21 protein-coding genes are annotated in these 16,850 nt (G+C 60.3%); 9 read left to right on the top strand and 12 right to left on the bottom strand.

The features are described 5' to 3' along the window. Positions 1–168 precede the first annotated feature (168 nt). Positions 169–753, top strand: a complete 585-nt coding sequence (locus AFIDRAFT_RS06135; protein ID WP_244597793.1) for an MFS transporter — start codon at positions 169–171, stop codon at positions 751–753. Between the two features lie 225 nt (positions 754–978). Here the strand turns inward: AFIDRAFT_RS06135 and AFIDRAFT_RS06130 are convergent, their stop codons facing one another. The 3 genes from AFIDRAFT_RS06130 to AFIDRAFT_RS06120 all read right to left on the bottom strand — a co-directional run bounded on the left by AFIDRAFT_RS06130 (position 979) and on the right by AFIDRAFT_RS06120 (position 2,983). Beyond that, positions 979–1,647: an FAD-binding oxidoreductase gene (locus AFIDRAFT_RS06130; protein WP_245258126.1), complete on the bottom strand. Its 669-nt coding sequence runs from the start codon at positions 1,645–1,647 to the stop codon at positions 979–981. Positions 1,648–1,699: 52 nt separating this feature from the next. Continuing rightward, positions 1,700–2,305 carry a sulfite oxidase-like oxidoreductase gene (locus AFIDRAFT_RS06125; RefSeq protein ID WP_002718156.1) on the bottom strand — a complete coding sequence of 202 codons (606 nt, stop codon included), beginning with the start codon at positions 2,303–2,305 and terminating at the stop codon, positions 1,700–1,702. 123 nt (positions 2,306–2,428) lie between these two features. Further along, entirely contained in the window at positions 2,429–2,983 is a 555-nt protein-coding gene (locus AFIDRAFT_RS06120) for a DUF1003 domain-containing protein (protein WP_002718157.1), read from the bottom strand. Between the two features lie 402 nt (positions 2,984–3,385). On the opposite strand from AFIDRAFT_RS06120, the gene AFIDRAFT_RS06115 reads away from it, so the two are divergent. From AFIDRAFT_RS06115 to AFIDRAFT_RS20335, 5 genes are all read left to right on the top strand, one after another. After that, the gene (locus tag AFIDRAFT_RS06115) at positions 3,386–4,684 is read left to right on the top strand and encodes a Na+/H+ antiporter NhaA (RefSeq protein WP_002718158.1); all 1,299 of its coding nucleotides are present in this window, start codon (positions 3,386–3,388) and stop codon (positions 4,682–4,684) included. Between the two features lie 42 nt (positions 4,685–4,726). After that, the gene (locus tag AFIDRAFT_RS06110; RefSeq protein WP_002718159.1) at positions 4,727–5,128 is read left to right on the top strand and encodes a host attachment family protein; all 402 of its coding nucleotides are present in this window, start codon (positions 4,727–4,729) and stop codon (positions 5,126–5,128) included. A 151-nt stretch (positions 5,129–5,279) separates the two neighbouring features. Beyond that, positions 5,280–5,945: a peroxiredoxin-like family protein gene (locus AFIDRAFT_RS06105; RefSeq protein WP_002718160.1), complete on the top strand. Its 666-nt coding sequence runs from the start codon at positions 5,280–5,282 to the stop codon at positions 5,943–5,945. A gap of 268 nt (positions 5,946–6,213) precedes the next feature. Continuing rightward, positions 6,214–6,708 carry a thiolase family protein gene (locus AFIDRAFT_RS19355; RefSeq protein ID WP_081602560.1) on the top strand — a complete coding sequence of 165 codons (495 nt, stop codon included), beginning with the start codon at positions 6,214–6,216 and terminating at the stop codon, positions 6,706–6,708. Then, positions 6,602–7,360: a thiolase family protein gene (locus AFIDRAFT_RS20335; protein WP_002718161.1), complete on the top strand. Its 759-nt coding sequence runs from the start codon at positions 6,602–6,604 to the stop codon at positions 7,358–7,360. The genes AFIDRAFT_RS19355 and AFIDRAFT_RS20335 overlap by 107 nt, the downstream gene beginning before the upstream one ends. A 34-nt stretch (positions 7,361–7,394) precedes the next feature. On the opposite strand, the gene AFIDRAFT_RS06095 is transcribed toward AFIDRAFT_RS20335, so the two are convergent. The 5 genes from AFIDRAFT_RS06095 to AFIDRAFT_RS06080 form a co-directional block, all read right to left on the bottom strand. Continuing rightward, entirely contained in the window at positions 7,395–8,162 is a 768-nt protein-coding gene (locus tag AFIDRAFT_RS06095; RefSeq protein WP_002718162.1) for a haloacid dehalogenase type II, read from the bottom strand. A 7-nt stretch (positions 8,163–8,169) separates the two neighbouring features. After that, on the bottom strand, positions 8,170–9,519 hold the full coding sequence (locus AFIDRAFT_RS06090; RefSeq protein WP_002718163.1) for a dihydrolipoyl dehydrogenase family protein: 1,350 nt from the start codon (positions 9,517–9,519) through the stop codon (positions 8,170–8,172). Between the two features lie 154 nt (positions 9,520–9,673). Next, on the bottom strand, positions 9,674–11,107 hold the full coding sequence (merA, locus tag AFIDRAFT_RS06085; protein ID WP_002718164.1) for a mercury(II) reductase: 1,434 nt from the start codon (positions 11,105–11,107) through the stop codon (positions 9,674–9,676). A gap of 405 nt (positions 11,108–11,512) precedes the next feature. After that, positions 11,513–11,689, bottom strand: coding sequence for a hypothetical protein (locus AFIDRAFT_RS19990; protein ID WP_002718165.1), 177 nt, complete (start codon positions 11,687–11,689; stop codon positions 11,513–11,515). A gap of 70 nt (positions 11,690–11,759) precedes the next feature. Further along, positions 11,760–12,176, bottom strand: coding sequence for a mercuric transporter MerT family protein (locus AFIDRAFT_RS06080; protein ID WP_002718166.1), 417 nt, complete (start codon positions 12,174–12,176; stop codon positions 11,760–11,762). A gap of 85 nt (positions 12,177–12,261) precedes the next feature. Between AFIDRAFT_RS06080 and AFIDRAFT_RS06075 the strand changes: the two genes are divergently transcribed. Then, positions 12,262–12,690, top strand: a complete 429-nt coding sequence (locus AFIDRAFT_RS06075) for a MerR family transcriptional regulator (protein ID WP_002718167.1) — start codon at positions 12,262–12,264, stop codon at positions 12,688–12,690. A 624-nt stretch (positions 12,691–13,314) separates the two neighbouring features. On the opposite strand, the gene AFIDRAFT_RS19350 is transcribed toward AFIDRAFT_RS06075, so the two are convergent. Genes AFIDRAFT_RS19350 through AFIDRAFT_RS06060 form a run of 4 tightly spaced genes read right to left on the bottom strand, consistent with a single transcriptional unit; the run spans position 13,315 to position 15,486 of the window. Beyond that, the gene (locus AFIDRAFT_RS19350) at positions 13,315–13,755 is read right to left on the bottom strand and encodes a ubiquitination-like system serine protease family protein (RefSeq protein ID WP_002718168.1); all 441 of its coding nucleotides are present in this window, start codon (positions 13,753–13,755) and stop codon (positions 13,315–13,317) included. Continuing rightward, positions 13,752–14,945, bottom strand: a complete 1,194-nt coding sequence (locus AFIDRAFT_RS06070; RefSeq protein ID WP_002718169.1) for a ThiF family adenylyltransferase — start codon at positions 14,943–14,945, stop codon at positions 13,752–13,754. Before AFIDRAFT_RS06070 ends, AFIDRAFT_RS19350 begins: the two co-directional genes overlap by 4 nt. Further along, positions 14,920–15,228: a multiubiquitin domain-containing protein gene (locus AFIDRAFT_RS06065; RefSeq protein WP_002718170.1), complete on the bottom strand. Its 309-nt coding sequence runs from the start codon at positions 15,226–15,228 to the stop codon at positions 14,920–14,922. Before AFIDRAFT_RS06065 ends, AFIDRAFT_RS06070 begins: the two co-directional genes overlap by 26 nt. Before the next feature lie 15 nt (positions 15,229–15,243). Further along, entirely contained in the window at positions 15,244–15,486 is a 243-nt protein-coding gene (locus AFIDRAFT_RS06060; protein WP_002718171.1) for a DUF2188 domain-containing protein, read from the bottom strand. Between the two features lie 114 nt (positions 15,487–15,600). On the opposite strand from AFIDRAFT_RS06060, the gene AFIDRAFT_RS06055 reads away from it, so the two are divergent. Both AFIDRAFT_RS06055 and AFIDRAFT_RS06050 read left to right on the top strand, forming a co-directional pair. Next, positions 15,601–15,957 (top strand): helix-turn-helix domain-containing protein, encoded by a 357-nt coding sequence (locus tag AFIDRAFT_RS06055; RefSeq protein ID WP_002718172.1) that lies wholly within the window; start codon positions 15,601–15,603, stop codon positions 15,955–15,957. Beyond that, a complete protein-coding gene (locus AFIDRAFT_RS06050; protein ID WP_002718173.1) occupies positions 15,954–16,844 on the top strand; it encodes an ImmA/IrrE family metallo-endopeptidase in 891 nt (296 codons plus the stop codon). Before AFIDRAFT_RS06055 ends, AFIDRAFT_RS06050 begins: the two co-directional genes overlap by 4 nt. Positions 16,845–16,850: the final 6 nt, after the last annotated feature.

Here is a 16,850-nt window from a genome sequence, read left to right as displayed (position 1 = left end):
GTCGGCGCGAGGAGGTTCGGGTTGGTAGGCTTCCAGAAAGCACCCTGCAAGACCCCATCAGCGGTTCGGCCAGCGGCGGACGTTCATTCTCGGCCTCTCGGGATTCGCCGCCGCGTCGATCGCCTGCGGGCTTGCGCCGACTGCGACGGCGCTCGTGGTCTTCCGGGCGTGCAAAGCGCCGCTGGGACGTGTCTCATACCGGCGAGCCTTGCATCGATAGGGACCGCCTTCTCAGGCGAGGACCGCGGGCGGGCAGTTGGGACCTGGGCAGCGGCCGGCGCGATCGCAACGGCGCTTGGCCCACCGCTTGGTGGATGGCTGGTCGATGTCGTCGGATGGCGGAGCGTCTTTTTCCTGAACGCACTAATTGCGCTGGCCGCTCTCGCGATGGGCATCAAGGTCCGGCCGGCTCGGCCGGAATGCAGCGGCAGGCTCGACCTGTTGAGCCCACTCGTGGGCGTGCTTTGCCTCGGCTCGATGAGCTACGGACTGATCGCGGCGGGAACTAGCGCGGTGTTGCGAGGGACGGCGTTCGTTCTGCTTGCGCTACCGCTTGGCGCTCTCTTGGTGTTGCGCGAAGGGCAAGCGCGACATGCGCTCGTGCCGCCGCGTCTCTTCCGCGACGGGCGCTTCGTCGTCGCGAATGCGATGACGGTGGTGCTGTATGCGTCGCTGAGCGCCTCACGACGGTCTAGAGTGCTGCGAGGCAGTCGGTCTCGATGTCGAAGTGTCCCGGCCAGTCCGGCACGTTGACGAAGATCCTGGCGCGTGTGTTCTTCGGGAAGTACGGAGCGTAGACCTCGTTTAGGCCGCCGAACTTCTCGACCGATGTTCCGAGTCCTGCAGCATCTGCGTAGCTCCTGTTTCCTTGACTGCGCCGCCTCCCTGCATCAGGTGCGACCGTAGCTGCTGTTGCCCCGAGTGCGTAATCCGGCGTTTGAGAAAACTATCCTCTCACAAAACGAGAGGGATGGTCTCTCAAGCGCCGTAACGTTCAAACTGGATTTCAGCCCTAACGCGAGCGCCGCGTCCGCCGCGATGTCGACGAAGGCATTCGACCCGCAGACGAAAATGCCGCCGGGATAGCCGCGCCGCGACATCGGCGACCATCGCCGCGTCGATCCGCCTACTGAAGTCGCTGCCGCGTACGGCCGGCTCGCGCGTCAACGCAAGGGCGAGTGCGAAATCGGGCAACGATCTTTCAAGTTGGAGGAGCTCGTCCCTAAACAGCACGTCGCCCCAAGTCTTGGAGGAGAGTAACAGCGCGACGGGTACGGGTTCGCCGCTTGCCTTCCTGTACCGGATCATGGCCATAAGCGGCACAACGCCGGAACCCGCGCCGATCAAGAGTACAGACTTCTCGGTTGGCCCGGGCCAAAGGAAGTGCCCGCCAAGTGGCCCGCGAAGCTCGATCGTATCTCCGACCTGGGCGACGTCGTGAAAAAATGGTGAGACCTCACCATCCGTAAGGCACTCGATCGCGAGCTCGATCACGTCCGATTCGCTCGGGGCCGACGCAATCGAGTAGCTGCGCATGGCTGTGTAGCCATCGGGCGCAGTCAGGCGGACATCGACGTGCTGGCCGGCCCTGTAGTCGAACGGTTCCGTCAGGCGGAAGAAAAAGCTCTTGATGGTCGACGTTCTCACCACGATCTCGACAATCGCGCAGCTCTGCCAGTGTGCTGTCGTGGCAAATGTATCAGTCATTAGTATAGCGCTGCTCAAGCCACGGGTCGCCGTACACGTGGTATCCGCGCAGTTCCCAGAAGCCGGGTTCGTCGCGCTCGGTGAACTCAAGCCCGTTCACCCACTTCGCCGATTTCCAGAAATAGAGATGCGGCACAAGCAGGCGCGCCGGCCCTCCGTGGTCACGCGGCAGCGGCTGACCTTTGTAGTTGAGGGCGACCATCGCCTTGCCGGTTGCGAGATCTGCGAGTGGCACATTGGTGGAGTATCCATCGTAGCAATGCGCGAGCGCGAACGGAGTGGGCGCGCTAAGGCCAGCGTCGGCGAGAATGTCGTCGATGACCACGCCCTCCCAGGCAGTGTTGAGCTTCGACCATGAAGTCACGCAGTGGATGTCTCGTGTCATCCTGGTTCGTGGGAGTGTATTGAACTCCGACCAGCTCCACGTTTTGACCGGACGAGGCCCGACCTTCAGCGTGAAAGTCCAGTCCGCAGGTTCAATCCGCGGCGTGGGGCCGGCCGTAAGCACCGGGAAGCTATCGACGAGGTGCTGTCCCGGAGGAATCCGATCCGATTGTTCTGATCCGGATTGGCGGCCTGTGAAACCACGAGTGGCCATGGGGCATTTCCTCCATCGGCAGGTAAAAGAAGCGTCGTCCGATAAAATACGCTACCGGCGAACCATGAAATTCGTTGCGGCGAATGGGAAGTGACGTCACGCCATGAAATCGATAGCCGCGCGTTATGACGGCCGTCCGGCTTCCGCATCGGTCTCGCGTGCACCGGACGCCGACTGCTCCAGCAGCTTGGTCAGCATCCTGACGGCCTCCGTTAGCTTCAGGACTTCGCGCTCGCGCAGTTGGTCGATCTTCTCATGCAGCAACTCTATTTCGAGCTCCGCCTTCACATTGATCCGGTAGTCATTCTCCGCGGCCTTGCGATCGATGTCCTGCTGCCGGTTCTGGCTCATCATGATAACCGGCGCGGCGTAGGCCGCCTGGAACGAAAGCGCGAGATTGAGCAGAATGAACGGGTAGGGGTCCCAACCCCTAATCGCGCCGACCAAGTTGGCCGCTATCCAGACGACCAGGATTGCGCTCTGGACGATGATGAAACTCCACGATCCCATGACGGTGGCGACCGCGTCCGCTATCCTTTGCCCCGGCGTCAGGCGCGCAACCGCCGGGGGCTCATCCATGTCCTGAAGACGAAGTGAGCGGCGGGCTCGCCTGAGGTCGGCGAGCAGGTCGTGCTCGGCTTGTTCCATGCCATCCTGGTCTTCCACCTTCTGCTTCATGCTTCCAGCAATGTTCCGCTCGGTTGGAGGTGTACGCCGTCGCGTCGGCCTCACGACCGCGCTCGCGGCACCAGCGTTATTGCCGTGGAATCGGCTGGTAAAGCTATGATCTCGATAACCGCCCGTAATGCTGCGCGGCCCGCAGGATAGCCGCGCGAAGACTTCTAGTCGGCCGCCAAGAGTGCTGGTCGGCAAATTCTCGCAGAGAGACGCGGCGTACGCTTTCGGGCAGCGCCCCAGGAGCCCCCAGTCATTCCGATAACGGTCGGCTATCGACTCCATGGCGAGAGGTGATTTTCCTTTCCACCGTCATGGACTCAATCTCTAATCCATCGTCGCCCACCTTCGTGTACGGGCCGGACTCGACGTTTCGTTGAACGATCGAGGGCCAGGAGGTCCGAAATGCAGATCAAAGAGACAGTTGGCGTTTCCTTCCGCGGTCCTGTTGAAAGTCAGTCGCTTGAGGATGTTGTGGTGCTCGTTGACAGCGCTGGTTTTGCGCTCGGAGCGCAGCGAGGATTCAGCTCAAGAGTGCGGAACGTCGGCGATCGCGGCTTCGTTACATCCAGGTGCGTAGAGATCCCGCTCGTCGGGCCCGACGGCGAGGTATCGGGGGTTCTGTATGACTCCAGTCCGCGATCCTACTCGCATCTCGTGATCGCCCCAAACAAGCCAGAAAGGGCGAGCGAGATAGTAGAGTCGGCGCAGTTCATCGTCCACGACATCAACAATCTTCTCGCCGTGATCAGCAGCGGGCTTCGATTGCTCGAGTGCCAGGATGATGCCGAGGATCGAAAGGCGATCGTCGGCAAATTGCAGGAGACGATCACAAGAAGCGCGTTCCTGACCCGACGGCTCCTTGGCGATGCGCGACCGCGAGCCAAGCCGATCGACGGGTACGTCGACGGTCGTCGCCTCGCAGCGATTGCGAGCAGCCTCGACCGGGCGTTCCATCCAGACATCACAATCCGCATGGAGATCGCTCCTGACTTGTGGGCGTTCAATGCCGATGCAGAAGACCTGTACTTCGCTCTACTGAACCTTTGCCGAAACGCGGCCGACGCTATGCCTGAGGGCGGCATCATTACAATTGCGGCGCGGAACGTCGAGCATTCCGCCGGCGCAACGCAGGGATTCGTCGAGATCGTCGTTGCCGATGATGGGATGGGCATGCCCGAAGAGGTCCTCTCGCAGGCCTTCACCCGTTACTTCACCACAAAACCCGCGAGCAACTTGAATCGCCCGCCGACCGATTGCGGCGGCACGCCGGCGCGCGGTCGAGCTACGTTGTCTTCCCAGTCTTCGCACTTGCGAATGCGGGGAGTGGCGATCAACCCGAGCGTCTTCGTGGGGCATGGTTGGCTCATGGCAGCGATCGTCGCTGGCCTCGCCATAGGAAAGCCGCTCGGCATCTTTCTAGCGGCTACCGCGGCAGTTCGCACGGGCATCGCCGTCAAGCCGACCGAATACACGTGGCGGCAGCTGGCCGGAGCGGGAGCCCTTGCTGGTATCGGTTTTACGATGTCGCTCTTTATCGCCGGCCAGGCATTCCCAAACACCACTGATTTCTCGGCCGCCAAGATCGCTGTGTTCGCCGCATCGATTCTTTCGGCTGTCTTCGGGACGGTTCTACTCTGGGGAGCTTCGCAGCAGGAGCCCGTCGTTGACGCGGCGCAAAGCCCCAGCATTCAAGCTCAATAGCCTGCCGACGTTTGTGCAGAATCGTGAACAGGAGATTTTTCGATGATTCTACCCACCGGTACGACAATAGCGGTTGCTGACGGCGAGACGGTGCGCCTGTTCCACAATACGGGCGTGAAACCTGGCGTGCATCTGGTTGAAATCACCGCGGCGCCCGCGTCCGCCCATGCGGGTTCGGGCGCACGCCACCATAACGGCTCCGCCAACCTGGACAGCAGGCAACTCGTTGAAGACGATTTCGCGGCAGTGACGGCGGCGTTCCTTAACACGCTCAGCCTGGACGGGACCATTGAGCACCTGGTCGTTGTCTCCGATCCCGAGACCCTGGGGGAGATGCGCAAGCACTTCCACCGCGACCTGAGAGGCAAGATCATAGGCGAGCTCGCGAAGGACTTCAGCCGTCGCCCGCTCGAGGACATCGCCTCACTAATCGCTGACGCCTGATGCGTCTCTGGAAACGGCTGGCGGCGCAAGCCCGTCCAATCATAACCTGCGCGAATAACTCAAAGTTACCGACGACGACTACTGCACTCGATCAACCTTAACCAGAATTTCCCGGGGTCACTGACCACCGCGAGCTGAGGGAAGACCGGACATGAGGAAAAGCGAGAACACGCACGCGACGGCTCCGCGTCGGGCAACGAAGCCAAGCAAGCGCGACCCTGCGGATGCGATACGAAGCACGACCGAATACTTGATCGCGACACGACAGGCCGAGCGCGCGCTCAAGGCGGGCAACAGCGCACCATCCTTTCGGTTGCGTGACCAACTAGGCATTGAGGTTGCGTTGGAAACGCTCCTTAAGCCCGGTCCGTTGATCCTGACGTTCTATTCCGGCTCGTGGTGCCCGGCATGCGGCCGTGACCTGCAGGCGTTCGAGTCCCTCCGGCAGTCGGTCGAGATGCAGGGCGCGTCGCTCGTGAGCATCTCACAACAGACGATCGAGGAGAACGCAAAGGCACACACCCAGTTGAAACTGGGTTTTCCGATTCTCTCAGACCGAGGCGGCCGAATTGCCGAGCTGTTCGGCGTGCGCTGGCGCATTCCGGAGATCCTCCGGGAAGTCCACATGAAGAGCGGCATCGACCTCCCGCTTCTCAACGGTGACGACAGTTGGACACTGCCGATCCCGGCCCGCTTTATTATCGACAGGGCTGGGCTGATCGCCTTCTCCGAAATCAACCCCGGGCAGTCCGGCCGTTCTCCGCCACGGGACGTCTTGCCTGTATTGGAACACTTGCACCGCCTGCGCGCCGCATGAACGTCGAGCAGCAAATCGCAACGATTCCACGAACTACGACCGAGCGTCCAACATGCAGGGTTTGCAAAGTCCCTCGCAGCCCGAGATACCCGAAACGTCAATTAGAGCCCGAGCTGAACGCGATCAAACCCCATTAGAATGAGAGCTGCCGTGCACCGTTTTCCAGACACTGTCTTCGTCGCCGCCGGACTCCGCACCCCCTTCGGGCGCGGTGGGCGCGCTCGCCAACTATGATGGCATCAGCCTATCCGTTCCAGTCGTTCAGGCTATGGCCCATCGCGCCGAACCCAACCTGGTCGTCTGGGGAAACGTGATCCCTAATCTCGGCTGGAGCAACGTCGCGCGCGAAGTCTGGCTCGATGCAAAGCTCAATCCTAACGTTCCTGCATTCTCCGTCGTGCTTGCGTGTTCGACGAGCATGACCGCGGCGTTCGCGGCCGCCGGTATGCTTGGCAGCGGGATTGACCTCACATTGGTGGGAGGTGCGGAGGTGATGAGCCGACCGCCGATCGCCCTGACGTCCGAGGCATCAAAACGGCTGACCGATCTGTTCGGACACAATCCCGCTGCCGCTTTGGCCGCGCTACGAGCGCTCGAACCAAAAGACTATGTGCTGCCAAATCAAGGGATGGGCCAATCGGATTACCGGCCGAACAATGGGCGAGCACATGGAAGAGACCGCGAAGGAGTGGCACATCAGCCGCGAGGCGCAAGACGCCTGGGCGCTCAAGGGCCATCAGCGGGCCGTTGCCGGTTGGAATAGCGGCTTCTTCGACGATCTGGTTATCAAGCTACCCGAACTCGAGTGTGACTCCAATCCGCGCGCAGATACGTCATCGGAGAAACTTGCCGCGCTCAAGCCCGCGTTCGACAAAAGGAGCGGACAGGGAACGCTTACGGCAGGAAACTCGTCACCCATCACAGACGGCGCCGCCGGCTGCTGGATTGCAAACGAGGCGGGCCTCGACCGGCTGCCGTCGAATACGCCGTATTTGCGCTTGGTCGATTACGAGGTCGCTGCGGTCGACCACCATACTGAGGGGCTGCTGATGGCGCCCTCCTATGCGATTCCTCGTCTGCTTGCACGACACGGTCTGCGCTTTGACGACATTCACCTTTGGGAGATCCACGAAGCCTTCGCGGCCCAGGTGCTGGCGAATGTCGCTGCCATCGAACGGAGGGATTGGATCCGGTCCAAGACTGGAGTTGACGCCGATTTCGGTACCTTCCGGTGGGACCGCGTCAATCCCAATGGAGGCTCAGTCGCGATTGGTCACCCGTTCGCCGCGACGGGCGCGAGAGACTTGAGTCAGGCAGTGAAGGAGCTTTGGTCGCGACCGGCGGGATCACGCGGGATCATTAGCGTTTGTGCCGACGGCGGGCAGGGGACAGTCGCTCTCCTAGAGAGAGTTTGACCGTTGATGGAAACGTCGCATCCTCGGTCGCCGATCAGCCCAAGCCCGGCGATGCCATTTTGAGAGGCTTATGCCGGGATCTCGCCGTCGCTTTCCATCCGTCGCCTCGATCTCGTGTGCTCGGAATGCCGTAATGCACAAGCGCTTCGGATGCCTCTGCGAGTGACTCCACTACGGCGTCAGGAGCTCGCATAATTCTCGGATACTTGTTAGAGCGCGCGATATAGACCGTTCTCAATCCGGCGCAGCCCGCGCCGTGAACGTCCCATCCGTGAGCCGCGACCAGGGCAAGCTTCCCAGCCGCAATCCCGGCACGCTGGGCGGCATAGAGGTAGACCTCGCGACGCGGCTTCCAGTGTCTGACGTCATCCACTGACAGCGTTTCTTCGACAAATTGGTCTAGCCCACTGGCTTGCAGCAACTTCGCCGTCGCTTCAGTGCTGCCGTTCGTGAGGGTGAAGATGCGTATCCCAGCTTCATGAAGTCGTCGGAATGCAATGCCGGCGTCCGGATGGGGTTTTAGCTGCGCGAACCCGTCGATGACGGCGGCAAGCCTTGTGGCGGCTGCGTCCCTGCGCTCCACGATGTAGGTCTCCAACGTAGCGGACGCGACATCCCGAAATGGCCGGTATACGCCGCTCGCGTCGAGGGCGAATCCATCCCGCAAGATTTGCGCAAACCAGAGTTCCAGCGCCTCGCTTGGCAAGCCGGCGGCGACTAACAGGGGACGCAATTCTTCCAACGAGAAGACCGTCTCAATTACATCGAACGCAACAGCTTCGGGAAACCACTTCGCCGCCATCGTGCCCTCACAGCATGTAAGCAATGTCCGAACCGGCCGTCGGATAAGCAAAGATCGCCTCTTTCAATCGCGACACGGGCAGATCAGCACGGATTGCGAGCGCAAAGACGTTAATGACTTCCTCCGCATGCGGCCCAATAAGATGCGCACCGAGAATTCGCTCTGTGCCATCTTCGATTAGGATCTTGAACCCTGAACAGTCCTCCCCCACACGCCGTGCGGTGTACCAATCTGAGGTCTTCTCGTGGCGAACTCGGTAGCGCAGGTTTCGCCGCTGGGCCTCGTCTTCGAGCAGACCCACGCTGGCGAGCGGCGGGATGGTGAAAACTACGCTCGCTACGCCCTGGTAGTTTGGGCGCTGCTGGTTTCCCTCGACCATGTTCGCTGCGACCACCGCCCCGTCGCGGCTCGCGACAGGGGTCAAAGGCGGCCCACTCGAGGCAGCATCGCCCGCGGCGTAGACCGCAGGATTGGACGTGCTTTGCAAAAACTCATTCAGTAACAGCCGTCCGCTCTCTTGCGAGACATTTGCTGCTGCAAGATCCAGCGTTTCCAGGTCTGGCGTACGCCCAGCTGCATGCACAACAAGATCGGCCTCCACAACGGAGCGTGTACCCTCAGATATGGTCACAACCCTGAAGCCGTCCCGGGTCTTTTCGATCGACTCGACGCGTGTCTTTAAGCGGATATCGATGCCCAAACCAGCAGACTTGTCGTTGAGCCAACCCACGAGTTCTTGATCGAATTGAGCGAGAACTGTGGGCGATCGCTCCAGAATGGTCACCGCAGCACCGGCGCGCGCTGCGACGTGCGAAAATTCCGCTGCGATGAAGCCTCCGCCGACAAACACTAGCCGCTTCGGCAACTCGTCGAGCTCTAAAAAGTCGGTGCTGGTTGCAAGGTACTCCTCGCCCGCGATACCCAGACGCATCGGCACCGCCCCTGTCGCGATTAGGGTAAAACGGGTCTCTAACGTCTGATTGCCAACCTCGATCGCGTTCGGGCCGCGAAACCGCGCATGTTCACGAAACGCGTCGATGCCATGCTTGGCGAGTTCTTCCTCACGCCGATTCGGCACAGGGTCGGTAAAGCTCCGCTTGAACGCCATGAGCTGACGCCAATCGATAGACGGCTCTCCTCCGCTAATGCCTTTGCCACGCAATCGCTGGCTCTGGTCCAAAGCGTCTGCAATTCCGACCAAAACCTTCTTCGGATCGCACCCACGGAGCGCACAAGTGCCCCCAAACGGACGATGGTCGACAATGGCGACGCGCCAGCCAGCGGCGCGACAACGAAACGCTGCCGTCGTCGCGCCAGCACCCGAACCGATAACAACGAGATCGTAGCGGCCCTGCATCAGATGCCTTTCTATTCTTAGTGATAACAATTGCCGCAGCCTGAGGCCAGCGACCGGCCTTAACAGAATGGTTCGACCAATCATGCTGAAAGGTTACAGCGCATTCTCGCTGTTTCAGATCGACGACACCTAGGACGGCAAGACACTGTCGTCCTCATCCAGCACAACATGAAAGCTTCGTCACTTCTCTGTCGAACGCGAGCGCTGCGAGCTTCAGGCCTTCCACCGTGGTGAGATATGGGAATATCGTGTCCGCGATCTGCTGTACGGTCAGTCCGGCACGGATCGCTATAACAGCGGTTTGGATACTATCGGCGCCTTCCGGGGCGAGGATATGGGCGCCGAGCAGCCGCCCGTCGCCTGCATGGGCAACCAGTTTGATGAGCCCCCGCGTGTCACGGGCGGCAAGTGCGCGCGGCACTTGATTGAGGTTGATGGTTGAGACGCGGACAATATGGCCCGCGGCGCGGGCCGCAAACTCGGTCAGCCCGACGCTTGCGACCTGCGGGTCGGTGAACACGACGGCGGGCATAGCGCTGTTATCGTAGCGCAGACTGTCACCGTTGAGGGCGTTCCTCGCTGCGAGCTTGGCGCCATAGGCGGCCATGTATACGAATTGGTCGCGGCCGGTGACATCGCCGGCGGCATAGATGTTGGCCCTGGTGGTGCGCATGCACTCGTCGATGACGATGCCACCCTTCGGCGAGATAGGGATGCCGTGTTCGGCGAGCCCAAGGCCTTCGACGTTGGGCGCACGCCCAGTCGTGACCAGCACCTGGTCGGCGTCGATTGCAATATCGCGATTATCGCGGGTGACGATGAGTGAAATCCCACCCGCGATCCCGCGAATTGCCCGGTAGGCAATGCCGGAGACGACGGTAATTCCTTCATCCTCGAAATATCCCATGAGCGCCGCGCCGATCTCGGGCTCAGCCGCTGGCAGCAGGTGCGAGCGGCACACGAGCGTTACTCTAACGCCGGCCCGGGCGAACATCTGAGCGAGTTCAGTGCCGATATAGCCGCCGCCGATGACGAGCAGGGAGCGCGGCAACTCTTCGATGTCGAGTGCCGTCGTGCTAGTTAGATACGGCACCGCCTCGATACCAGGAATGGCGGGCATCGCCGACCGCGCACCGGTCGCGATGATGATCTTGCCAGCAGCGACGCGGAAGCTCCCCGCCTCGATACCGCCCTTGATGAGGCGCGCCGGTCCCTCGAGATAAGTGATGCCGTTATAGGCGGGGAGTAGGTCAATGTATTTAGTTTGGCGCAGCGCAGAAACGAGTGCGTCCTTCTGACGAACGGTTCCACGCCAGTCGGTCAGTTCGGCGTTGGCCGTGATGCCGGCAAAGCGGGCGGCCGCGCGGGCGTTATGAAGTGTCTCTGCGGCGCGGATGAGGGTCTTCGATGGTACGCAGCCAACATTGACGCAGGTCCCACCAATGGGGCCGCTCCCGACGAGCGCCACCCGCGCGCCCTGATCGGCGGCCGTGATCGCGGCCGAGAATCCCGCTGATCCGGCGCCGATGACCGCAAGGTCGTAGTGACGGTTTCGATTCGTGGCGTCCGCCGTGTAGCAATCGTTCATGAGTTTGACTTTCGTTTTGCGCTTTCGAGCGCGCAGCAATCGACAGTGTTTTGGTTGGCCAACCGGTCACGACGTAAGGTCAAACGCCGATCAAAGCGATGACGGTCACAATCGCGACAGAGCCAGTGAGCACAGGCGCAGCAGGCGCGATGGAGTCGACGGCCACTAACGGCGCGGGTCCGGCGAACACAGGACGGCCAGACCAGCGACAATTGCGCCAAGAGACTTTTTCCGCTTACATCCTTGAGCTCTAGCGCAGAAGCGGCCGCCCATCAGCTTTTCGTGCGCTTCGAGATTTCCGCAGGGTAACCTTGGCCAGTGGTGGCCTTGATCATCGCCGCCGGCGAAGTCTGAGCGTCGTCATATGTGACGGTCGCTTCGACATCGGCGTTGCCGTCTGCCTGTCTAACCAAAAACACCGGTGACGCCCTTGACGTGGGCGAGCGCGCTCTTGACGATTGGCCCGCACAGCACACAGCCCGCATGATGAACGTCGAGGATAACGGTGGCTTGTCCTGCCTGCGCGGCCAATGGCGCAAGCAGCATGCCGAGTGCGGCAAATGTTCCGATCTGGGTCTTCATGTCTCTAACCTTTCCTGGCATTGAACACTGGATGTCGATGGTAGGGTGGCTCTCGCCGGACGCCGGCGCTTCAGAGGAGATAGCGCGCCGCATAGGGGAACCCGACAGCGAGCACGACCAACGTCGCGGCGGTCCAGAGGCCGATCTTCGCGGCCCGGTCCGATTGGGACGTGGCGCAGTAGCCATCCGCGCATGCGATTTCCCGGTTGCGCCGGAGACGCCACCCGCCGTAGGCGATGAAGGTGAGCGAGACGCCCGCGAAAATCGGCTGGTAAGGCTCGAGTGCGGTCAGATTGCCGATCCAGGCTCCGCTGACACCAGCCAGGAATAACGCGAAGGGGATGACGCAGCACGACGCCGCTCCTAGAGCGCCGAGGATACCGCCGACAGCGAACAGGCGCGGCGTTCGATCTGCGTCTAAACGCTCTGACGTTACGGCCGAGGCGTGGGCCGTCGCAGCGGCGATTGCAGCGGGTGTATCGCGCATCTTCAAACTCTCTCTGCTTGCCCAAAACGTCGATCTCGAACTAGGCTACGGTCTGTAGCGACTACAGGGTCAAGAGGTTTTTGCGATGCGCGATCAGACTCCGGCGAAGGGCCTCCAGAGGGCCGAATTGGCCCGGCGGACGGGCGCTAATCTCGAAACAGTGCGCTACTACGAGAAGGTCGGCCTGCTGCCACCGCCGCCGCGAACGGCCGCCGGCTATCGGAGCTATGACAGGGCGCACGAACGCCGTCTCAGCTTTGTGCTGAGGGCGCGTGAACTTGGATTCTCACTTGAGGAGGTACGCGCCTTGTTGCGTCTGGTGGACGAGCGGGACCAGCCGTGCGCGGAAGCGAGCCGACTCGCGGCAACTCACTTGGTGAACGTGCGGACGAAAATCGCCGATCTGCAACGTATGGAGGGAGTCCTGAAGAGGGTCCTCGCGCAATGCGGTGATGGAAGGCGCCCGGATTGCCCGCTGATCGAGACGTTGTTTCGTGAGACGACCGTCGAATAGGTCGGCTCGATTACGCCGAAACACGCTGGATTTTGCTCCCAGTTTATCCGGAAGCGCGGACTTCGGCGCGAATCGGAAAACAAGCCAAGCAATCGAATTTACGGGGTAGTTCGGCTGTGGGGACAGGATCCGAACCTGTGACCTCCAATGAGCGCGAGCGATCTTCCCAGCGAACGCGACAAGAAAAGTACCACCGCTCTTCGCGACGCTCGCCGCCTCTCTTACGTCGCCGTCACGCGCCCCGAAAAGAACTCAACCTGATTTTTCAGGAGCATCATCACTCGCCGTGGTGAAGGAGCTCTTTGACAGAAGTCAGAATTGAATAATCGACGGGCGTCACCCATCCCATACCTAAGACCGACGCCGGCAGTCCTTCCGCCTTCGTGGCCTCGCTTGAAGGCGTCGGGGCATTGCGGGCGAAAGACTCATATGGCCTGCTTCCGACTCTCCCAGCGCCATGTGCCGCAAGTCTGAGAAACATTAAACGGGGAGCAATCGCTAGACCCTCGAAGCCAACCCTTAAGAGGAGTGGCGCGCCGGACAGGATCAAACTGGGCACTGCTATGTCATTGTTGCCGCCATCAATTTCTGATTCCGGCAATTTGCACTTCGCGCCAGACGCAGTTATTTCGCACGCTTAAACAGCGTTACTACCCAGGCGATGAACCGTTGCCACCAAGCTGGCGGTGTGGACGGCGCCGGCGGCGGTGGCGGCTTGATTTCACCAGTGTAAACTTGGCTGGTGTAGTGATCTGCTCGTTGCGCGCGCTGCGTCTCACCATAGGTCATGCTCGGATACCAATCGATCCGCGACTCCCTGATCCAATAGTGTGATTTGCAGGGCAAAACGCCGAGGCCTATCGAGGGCTCAAGCGAGACCGTCGAGCCGTGATCAGTCAATCGCCACTTCGAGGGATTGAGGGGCGTCACAACTTTATTGCCGCAGCCGCAGCAGCATAGGTGAGATGCGGTTTTAAAGCGGTTGGAAATGTAAAGCATGCCTTTGTCGAGATCCTTTGGGATGAACTCGACGTAGCAGTGCTTCATGGTCGTGCGCCGCGTCACTCGGTCTCCTCAATCGCGATTACGCCGGTTGCAATTTGGTAGCTGGAATAATGCTCGCGTCCGGCGTCGCGGTAGAAGCCGATCAAACGCTTCCATCTTATCACAGCCATCGCGGCGTTCAGCGCATTCAATTCAGCGATCTGGATGTTGGTGGCGTACTCGTTCTCCGCCTCATCTTCCTCGCCGAACGACATGCGGGTTGCGATATGATCGCTCTTGTCTGGCGTGCAGGTGAGGACGCGCACGATACCCTGCAAGCCCGTCGGCGCACGCACCACGCCCATGCCGACGTCGATGAACGACACGTTGTGTTCAAGGAGCCAATCGACGATTGCGCGCTTAGACTTACCGTTATCCAGGCACAGAAAGGCAAAGTTGATACCCTCAAGCTGCTGGATGTTTTCAGCGGTCAGCTTTGCTGGATGCTTGATCAAGCCGCGTCTGCGCAGCTTGCCGTAGATGTCGCCCAGTGTATCGACCTTGGATTTCTTGCTTTCGAGCTCTTCCAGCGACCACGCTCCCGGTGCGCGGAACGCGTTGTGCGTGTCGAAACGGTCGCCGTCGAAGATATGAATCTCCCCGACGCGAGTCTTCGCCACGAAATCGAGGACGTACGATCCAGTGCCGCCTACGCCTATGATGGCGACGCGCTGCTCTTCGAGCTTCTCGTTATCGGCGCCCACGTGGACACGGCTTGACGCCGTGTCGATGTAATTGAAGACATCGTCATCGTCTTCGTCCGTAGCGTATACCGGGAAGGTCTGCGCCGTGACTTCCGGGCGGATCTTCTGCGCCTCGCCAACAATCCAGCCGAGATAGGCCTGCATCTTGTGGACGTAATCGCGATAGCTGGCCTTCGCCGAGAAGGTGAAGTCAGCTTGGACGCCTTTGCCGAAATTCTGTGGCGCACTGGGATTCTCGAAGGCGCGGATTTTTGCACCGTCGGCCTTACATGGGTGCTCCCCCGTCCAGTAGGCAACGTGAGCGCCCGGCTTCTTGGTGCGCTCGTGCCCGTTAACGACCTGCGTCTCCAACTTGGAGAAGAGAACGCCGTCTTCGCGGACTTCGCGCGAGGACGTGACGTAGGGCACATCCTTGACCAAGAGGTATCCGCTGCGGATCTCGAGATGAAAGCCCGCGTTGCGAAGCGCGAGCAAATCATCGCTACGAGCGAGTAGCCGGTGTGACATCGAATTCCATGTCCTTCTTCACCTGCACGGACTCGCCTTCGATAAGCGTGCCGGTCGGTTTGTCGTTGTTGCCCTTGCTATACTGAACCGCATAGCGCTGGTTCTCCGGCAGCGGCGCCGCGCTGATCAAGACCAGCAGCTGCGCATAAGAGAGGGGGCCCTTCTCGACCTCATATGGCGTGCCGTTCACGTAGATTGTGATCATGTGGTCGTTGCCGCCGCCGTGGCCGGGGCTGCCCCCGCCATTACCGTTCCCATTGCCGTTGTTGTTACCGTTCGCCATGTCTATGCTCCTTGCTTAGTGTTTTTTGTCACGAGGCGGGAAAGGATCGCGTCCCGGAGCGACCGTATCAGAGTCGCGCCATTTCGCGTCGCGACCCTGAATCCTAACCTCGCCACCGCCGAGGCTGCGGACCGTTGCCTTTGCCTGCTGTTCGGCATTGGACTGTTTGTGGTGCACGCTTTCGGGTGTGGCCGAAGCGGCCTTCTTCACCGCCCAATCCGTGCCGTGCTTCACTACAAAGCGATCATTCTTCGACATTCGCTGTCTCCAACTTTGACTTGCACCTTGCGATTCTGCCATGGCACACTTGTTACTACCGCCATCGTTTGTCTTTCATGGCGAAGATGTCAAGTTATTTATGTCGGAGACGCCATGGGTGAGGACCAAGCCACTGAAATCTTTAGTAAACGGCTCAGAGAAGCGCGCGACCTGCGGGGCTTGAGCCAAGCCCTGCTGGCGGCCAAAGCGGGTCTGCCGCCCGCTTCCGTGTCGCATTTCGAATCGGGACCTAGGAAACCGTCCTTCGATAATCTCAAGGCTCTGGCCAAGGCATTGGACGTGACGACGGACTATTTGCTTGGTCGTTCCGAAACACCCGACGCATCGGCGGAAACAGTTGGCCGACTTCACCGTGATCTACACAAATTGTCATCACAAGACCTGGAGCTAGCTCAGGATTTCGTCGAGCTTCTCCTCAAGAAGCGCAACTCCGGAAACGACCAAACATGAGTGCGGGACTGCGACTGGCTCGGCGCTCAATTGCGGAGTCGGCAGCGACCCAAGTGCTGCGCGCAAACAACATTGAAGGTCCATGGGTCGATCCGATAGCGATTGCCAAGGCTAAGGGTATCGAAGTTCGTGCCAAGCCGGATACCGCCGACGGCGTATCAGGGATGCTCCTCAAGGCAGGCGACGAGTTCGGAATACTCTATGCTACGAAAATTCCAAGCCGTGGTTTCCAACGATTCAGCGTTGCCCATGAACTAGGGCACTACTGCATCGAGGGACATTCGGACGCGCTCCTCGATAACGGGATGCACATCTCACACGCAGGGTTCCAATCTTCCGATCCTTACGAGCACGAAGCGGATCACTTTGCGGCGGCGCTGTTGATGCCGGAGAGAGCGTTCAAGCGCGCAATTGACGAGTACGACCCTGGCCTCGCTTGCGTCGAGGCGCTGAGCAAGCAATGCGAAACCTCACTAACCGCGACTGCCATACGTTACGTCACGTTGACTGCTGATGGAGTTGCGGTGTTGTTGACTAAGGGCGACGGCGTGGAATGGTGCTTCATGTCGGATGGCCTGAAGCAAGCGAAGGGACTGAGGTTCATTCGCAAATGGGCGCCAGTTCCCGATACGACGCTGACGGCTTCTTTCAATACACGCCCAGATGATGAGCGAGCTGGCCAAAGCGATTCCAGAGAGGCTTGTCTCAATGACTGGATGGGCGGCGATTGTTCATATCGCGTGACGGAAGAAGTCATCGGTTTGGGTCGGTACGGACGCAGTCTTACGATATTGACCTGCAAGGGCTTGTCTATGCGCTCCGAAGCCGAGGAGGACGACGGAGACGAAGACAAGTTGATTGAAAGCTGGACGCCACGATTCAAGTGATCGCCG

Source organism: Afipia sp. 1NLS2 (assembly GCF_000178995.1).
Classification (GTDB): domain Bacteria; phylum Pseudomonadota; class Alphaproteobacteria; order Rhizobiales; family Xanthobacteraceae; genus Afipia.
The sequence above is the reverse complement of the archived record's forward strand: the minus strand, read 5'-3'. Positions and strand labels throughout refer to the sequence as shown.

Bases quoted from the DNA above. Each gene is read 5' to 3' on its own strand.
- AFIDRAFT_RS06090 (WP_002718163.1), bottom strand. From the start codon at position 9,519: ATGCAGGGCCGCTACGATCTCGTTGTTATCGGTTCGGGTGCTGGCGCG.
- AFIDRAFT_RS06060 (WP_002718171.1), bottom strand. From the start codon at position 15,486: ATGTCGAAGAATGATCGCTTTGTAGTGAAGCACGGCACGGATTGGGCG.
- AFIDRAFT_RS06055 (WP_002718172.1), top strand. From the start codon at position 15,601: ATGGGTGAGGACCAAGCCACTGAAATCTTTAGTAAACGGCTCAGAGAA.
- AFIDRAFT_RS06120 (WP_002718157.1), bottom strand. From the start codon at position 2,983: ATGAAGCAGAAGGTGGAAGACCAGGATGGCATGGAACAAGCCGAGCAC.
- AFIDRAFT_RS06065 (WP_002718170.1), bottom strand. From the start codon at position 15,228: ATGGCGAACGGTAACAACAACGGCAATGGGAACGGTAATGGCGGGGGC.
- AFIDRAFT_RS06070 (WP_002718169.1), bottom strand. From the start codon at position 14,945: ATGTCACACCGGCTACTCGCTCGTAGCGATGATTTGCTCGCGCTTCGC.
- AFIDRAFT_RS19355 (WP_081602560.1), top strand. From the start codon at position 6,214: ATGGCCCATCGCGCCGAACCCAACCTGGTCGTCTGGGGAAACGTGATC.
- AFIDRAFT_RS19990 (WP_002718165.1), bottom strand. From the start codon at position 11,689: ATGAAGACCCAGATCGGAACATTTGCCGCACTCGGCATGCTGCTTGCG.
- AFIDRAFT_RS06050 (WP_002718173.1), top strand. From the start codon at position 15,954: ATGAGTGCGGGACTGCGACTGGCTCGGCGCTCAATTGCGGAGTCGGCA.
- AFIDRAFT_RS06075 (WP_002718167.1), top strand. From the start codon at position 12,262: ATGCGCGATCAGACTCCGGCGAAGGGCCTCCAGAGGGCCGAATTGGCC.
- AFIDRAFT_RS06080 (WP_002718166.1), bottom strand. From the start codon at position 12,176: ATGCGCGATACACCCGCTGCAATCGCCGCTGCGACGGCCCACGCCTCG.
- merA (WP_002718164.1), bottom strand. From the start codon at position 11,107: ATGAACGATTGCTACACGGCGGACGCCACGAATCGAAACCGTCACTAC.
- AFIDRAFT_RS06115 (WP_002718158.1), top strand. From the start codon at position 3,386: ATGCAGATCAAAGAGACAGTTGGCGTTTCCTTCCGCGGTCCTGTTGAA.
- AFIDRAFT_RS06110 (WP_002718159.1), top strand. From the start codon at position 4,727: ATGATTCTACCCACCGGTACGACAATAGCGGTTGCTGACGGCGAGACG.
- AFIDRAFT_RS06105 (WP_002718160.1), top strand. From the start codon at position 5,280: ATGAGGAAAAGCGAGAACACGCACGCGACGGCTCCGCGTCGGGCAACG.
- AFIDRAFT_RS06095 (WP_002718162.1), bottom strand. From the start codon at position 8,162: ATGGCGGCGAAGTGGTTTCCCGAAGCTGTTGCGTTCGATGTAATTGAG.
- AFIDRAFT_RS20335 (WP_002718161.1), top strand. From the start codon at position 6,602: ATGGGCGAGCACATGGAAGAGACCGCGAAGGAGTGGCACATCAGCCGC.
- AFIDRAFT_RS06125 (WP_002718156.1), bottom strand. From the start codon at position 2,305: ATGGCCACTCGTGGTTTCACAGGCCGCCAATCCGGATCAGAACAATCG.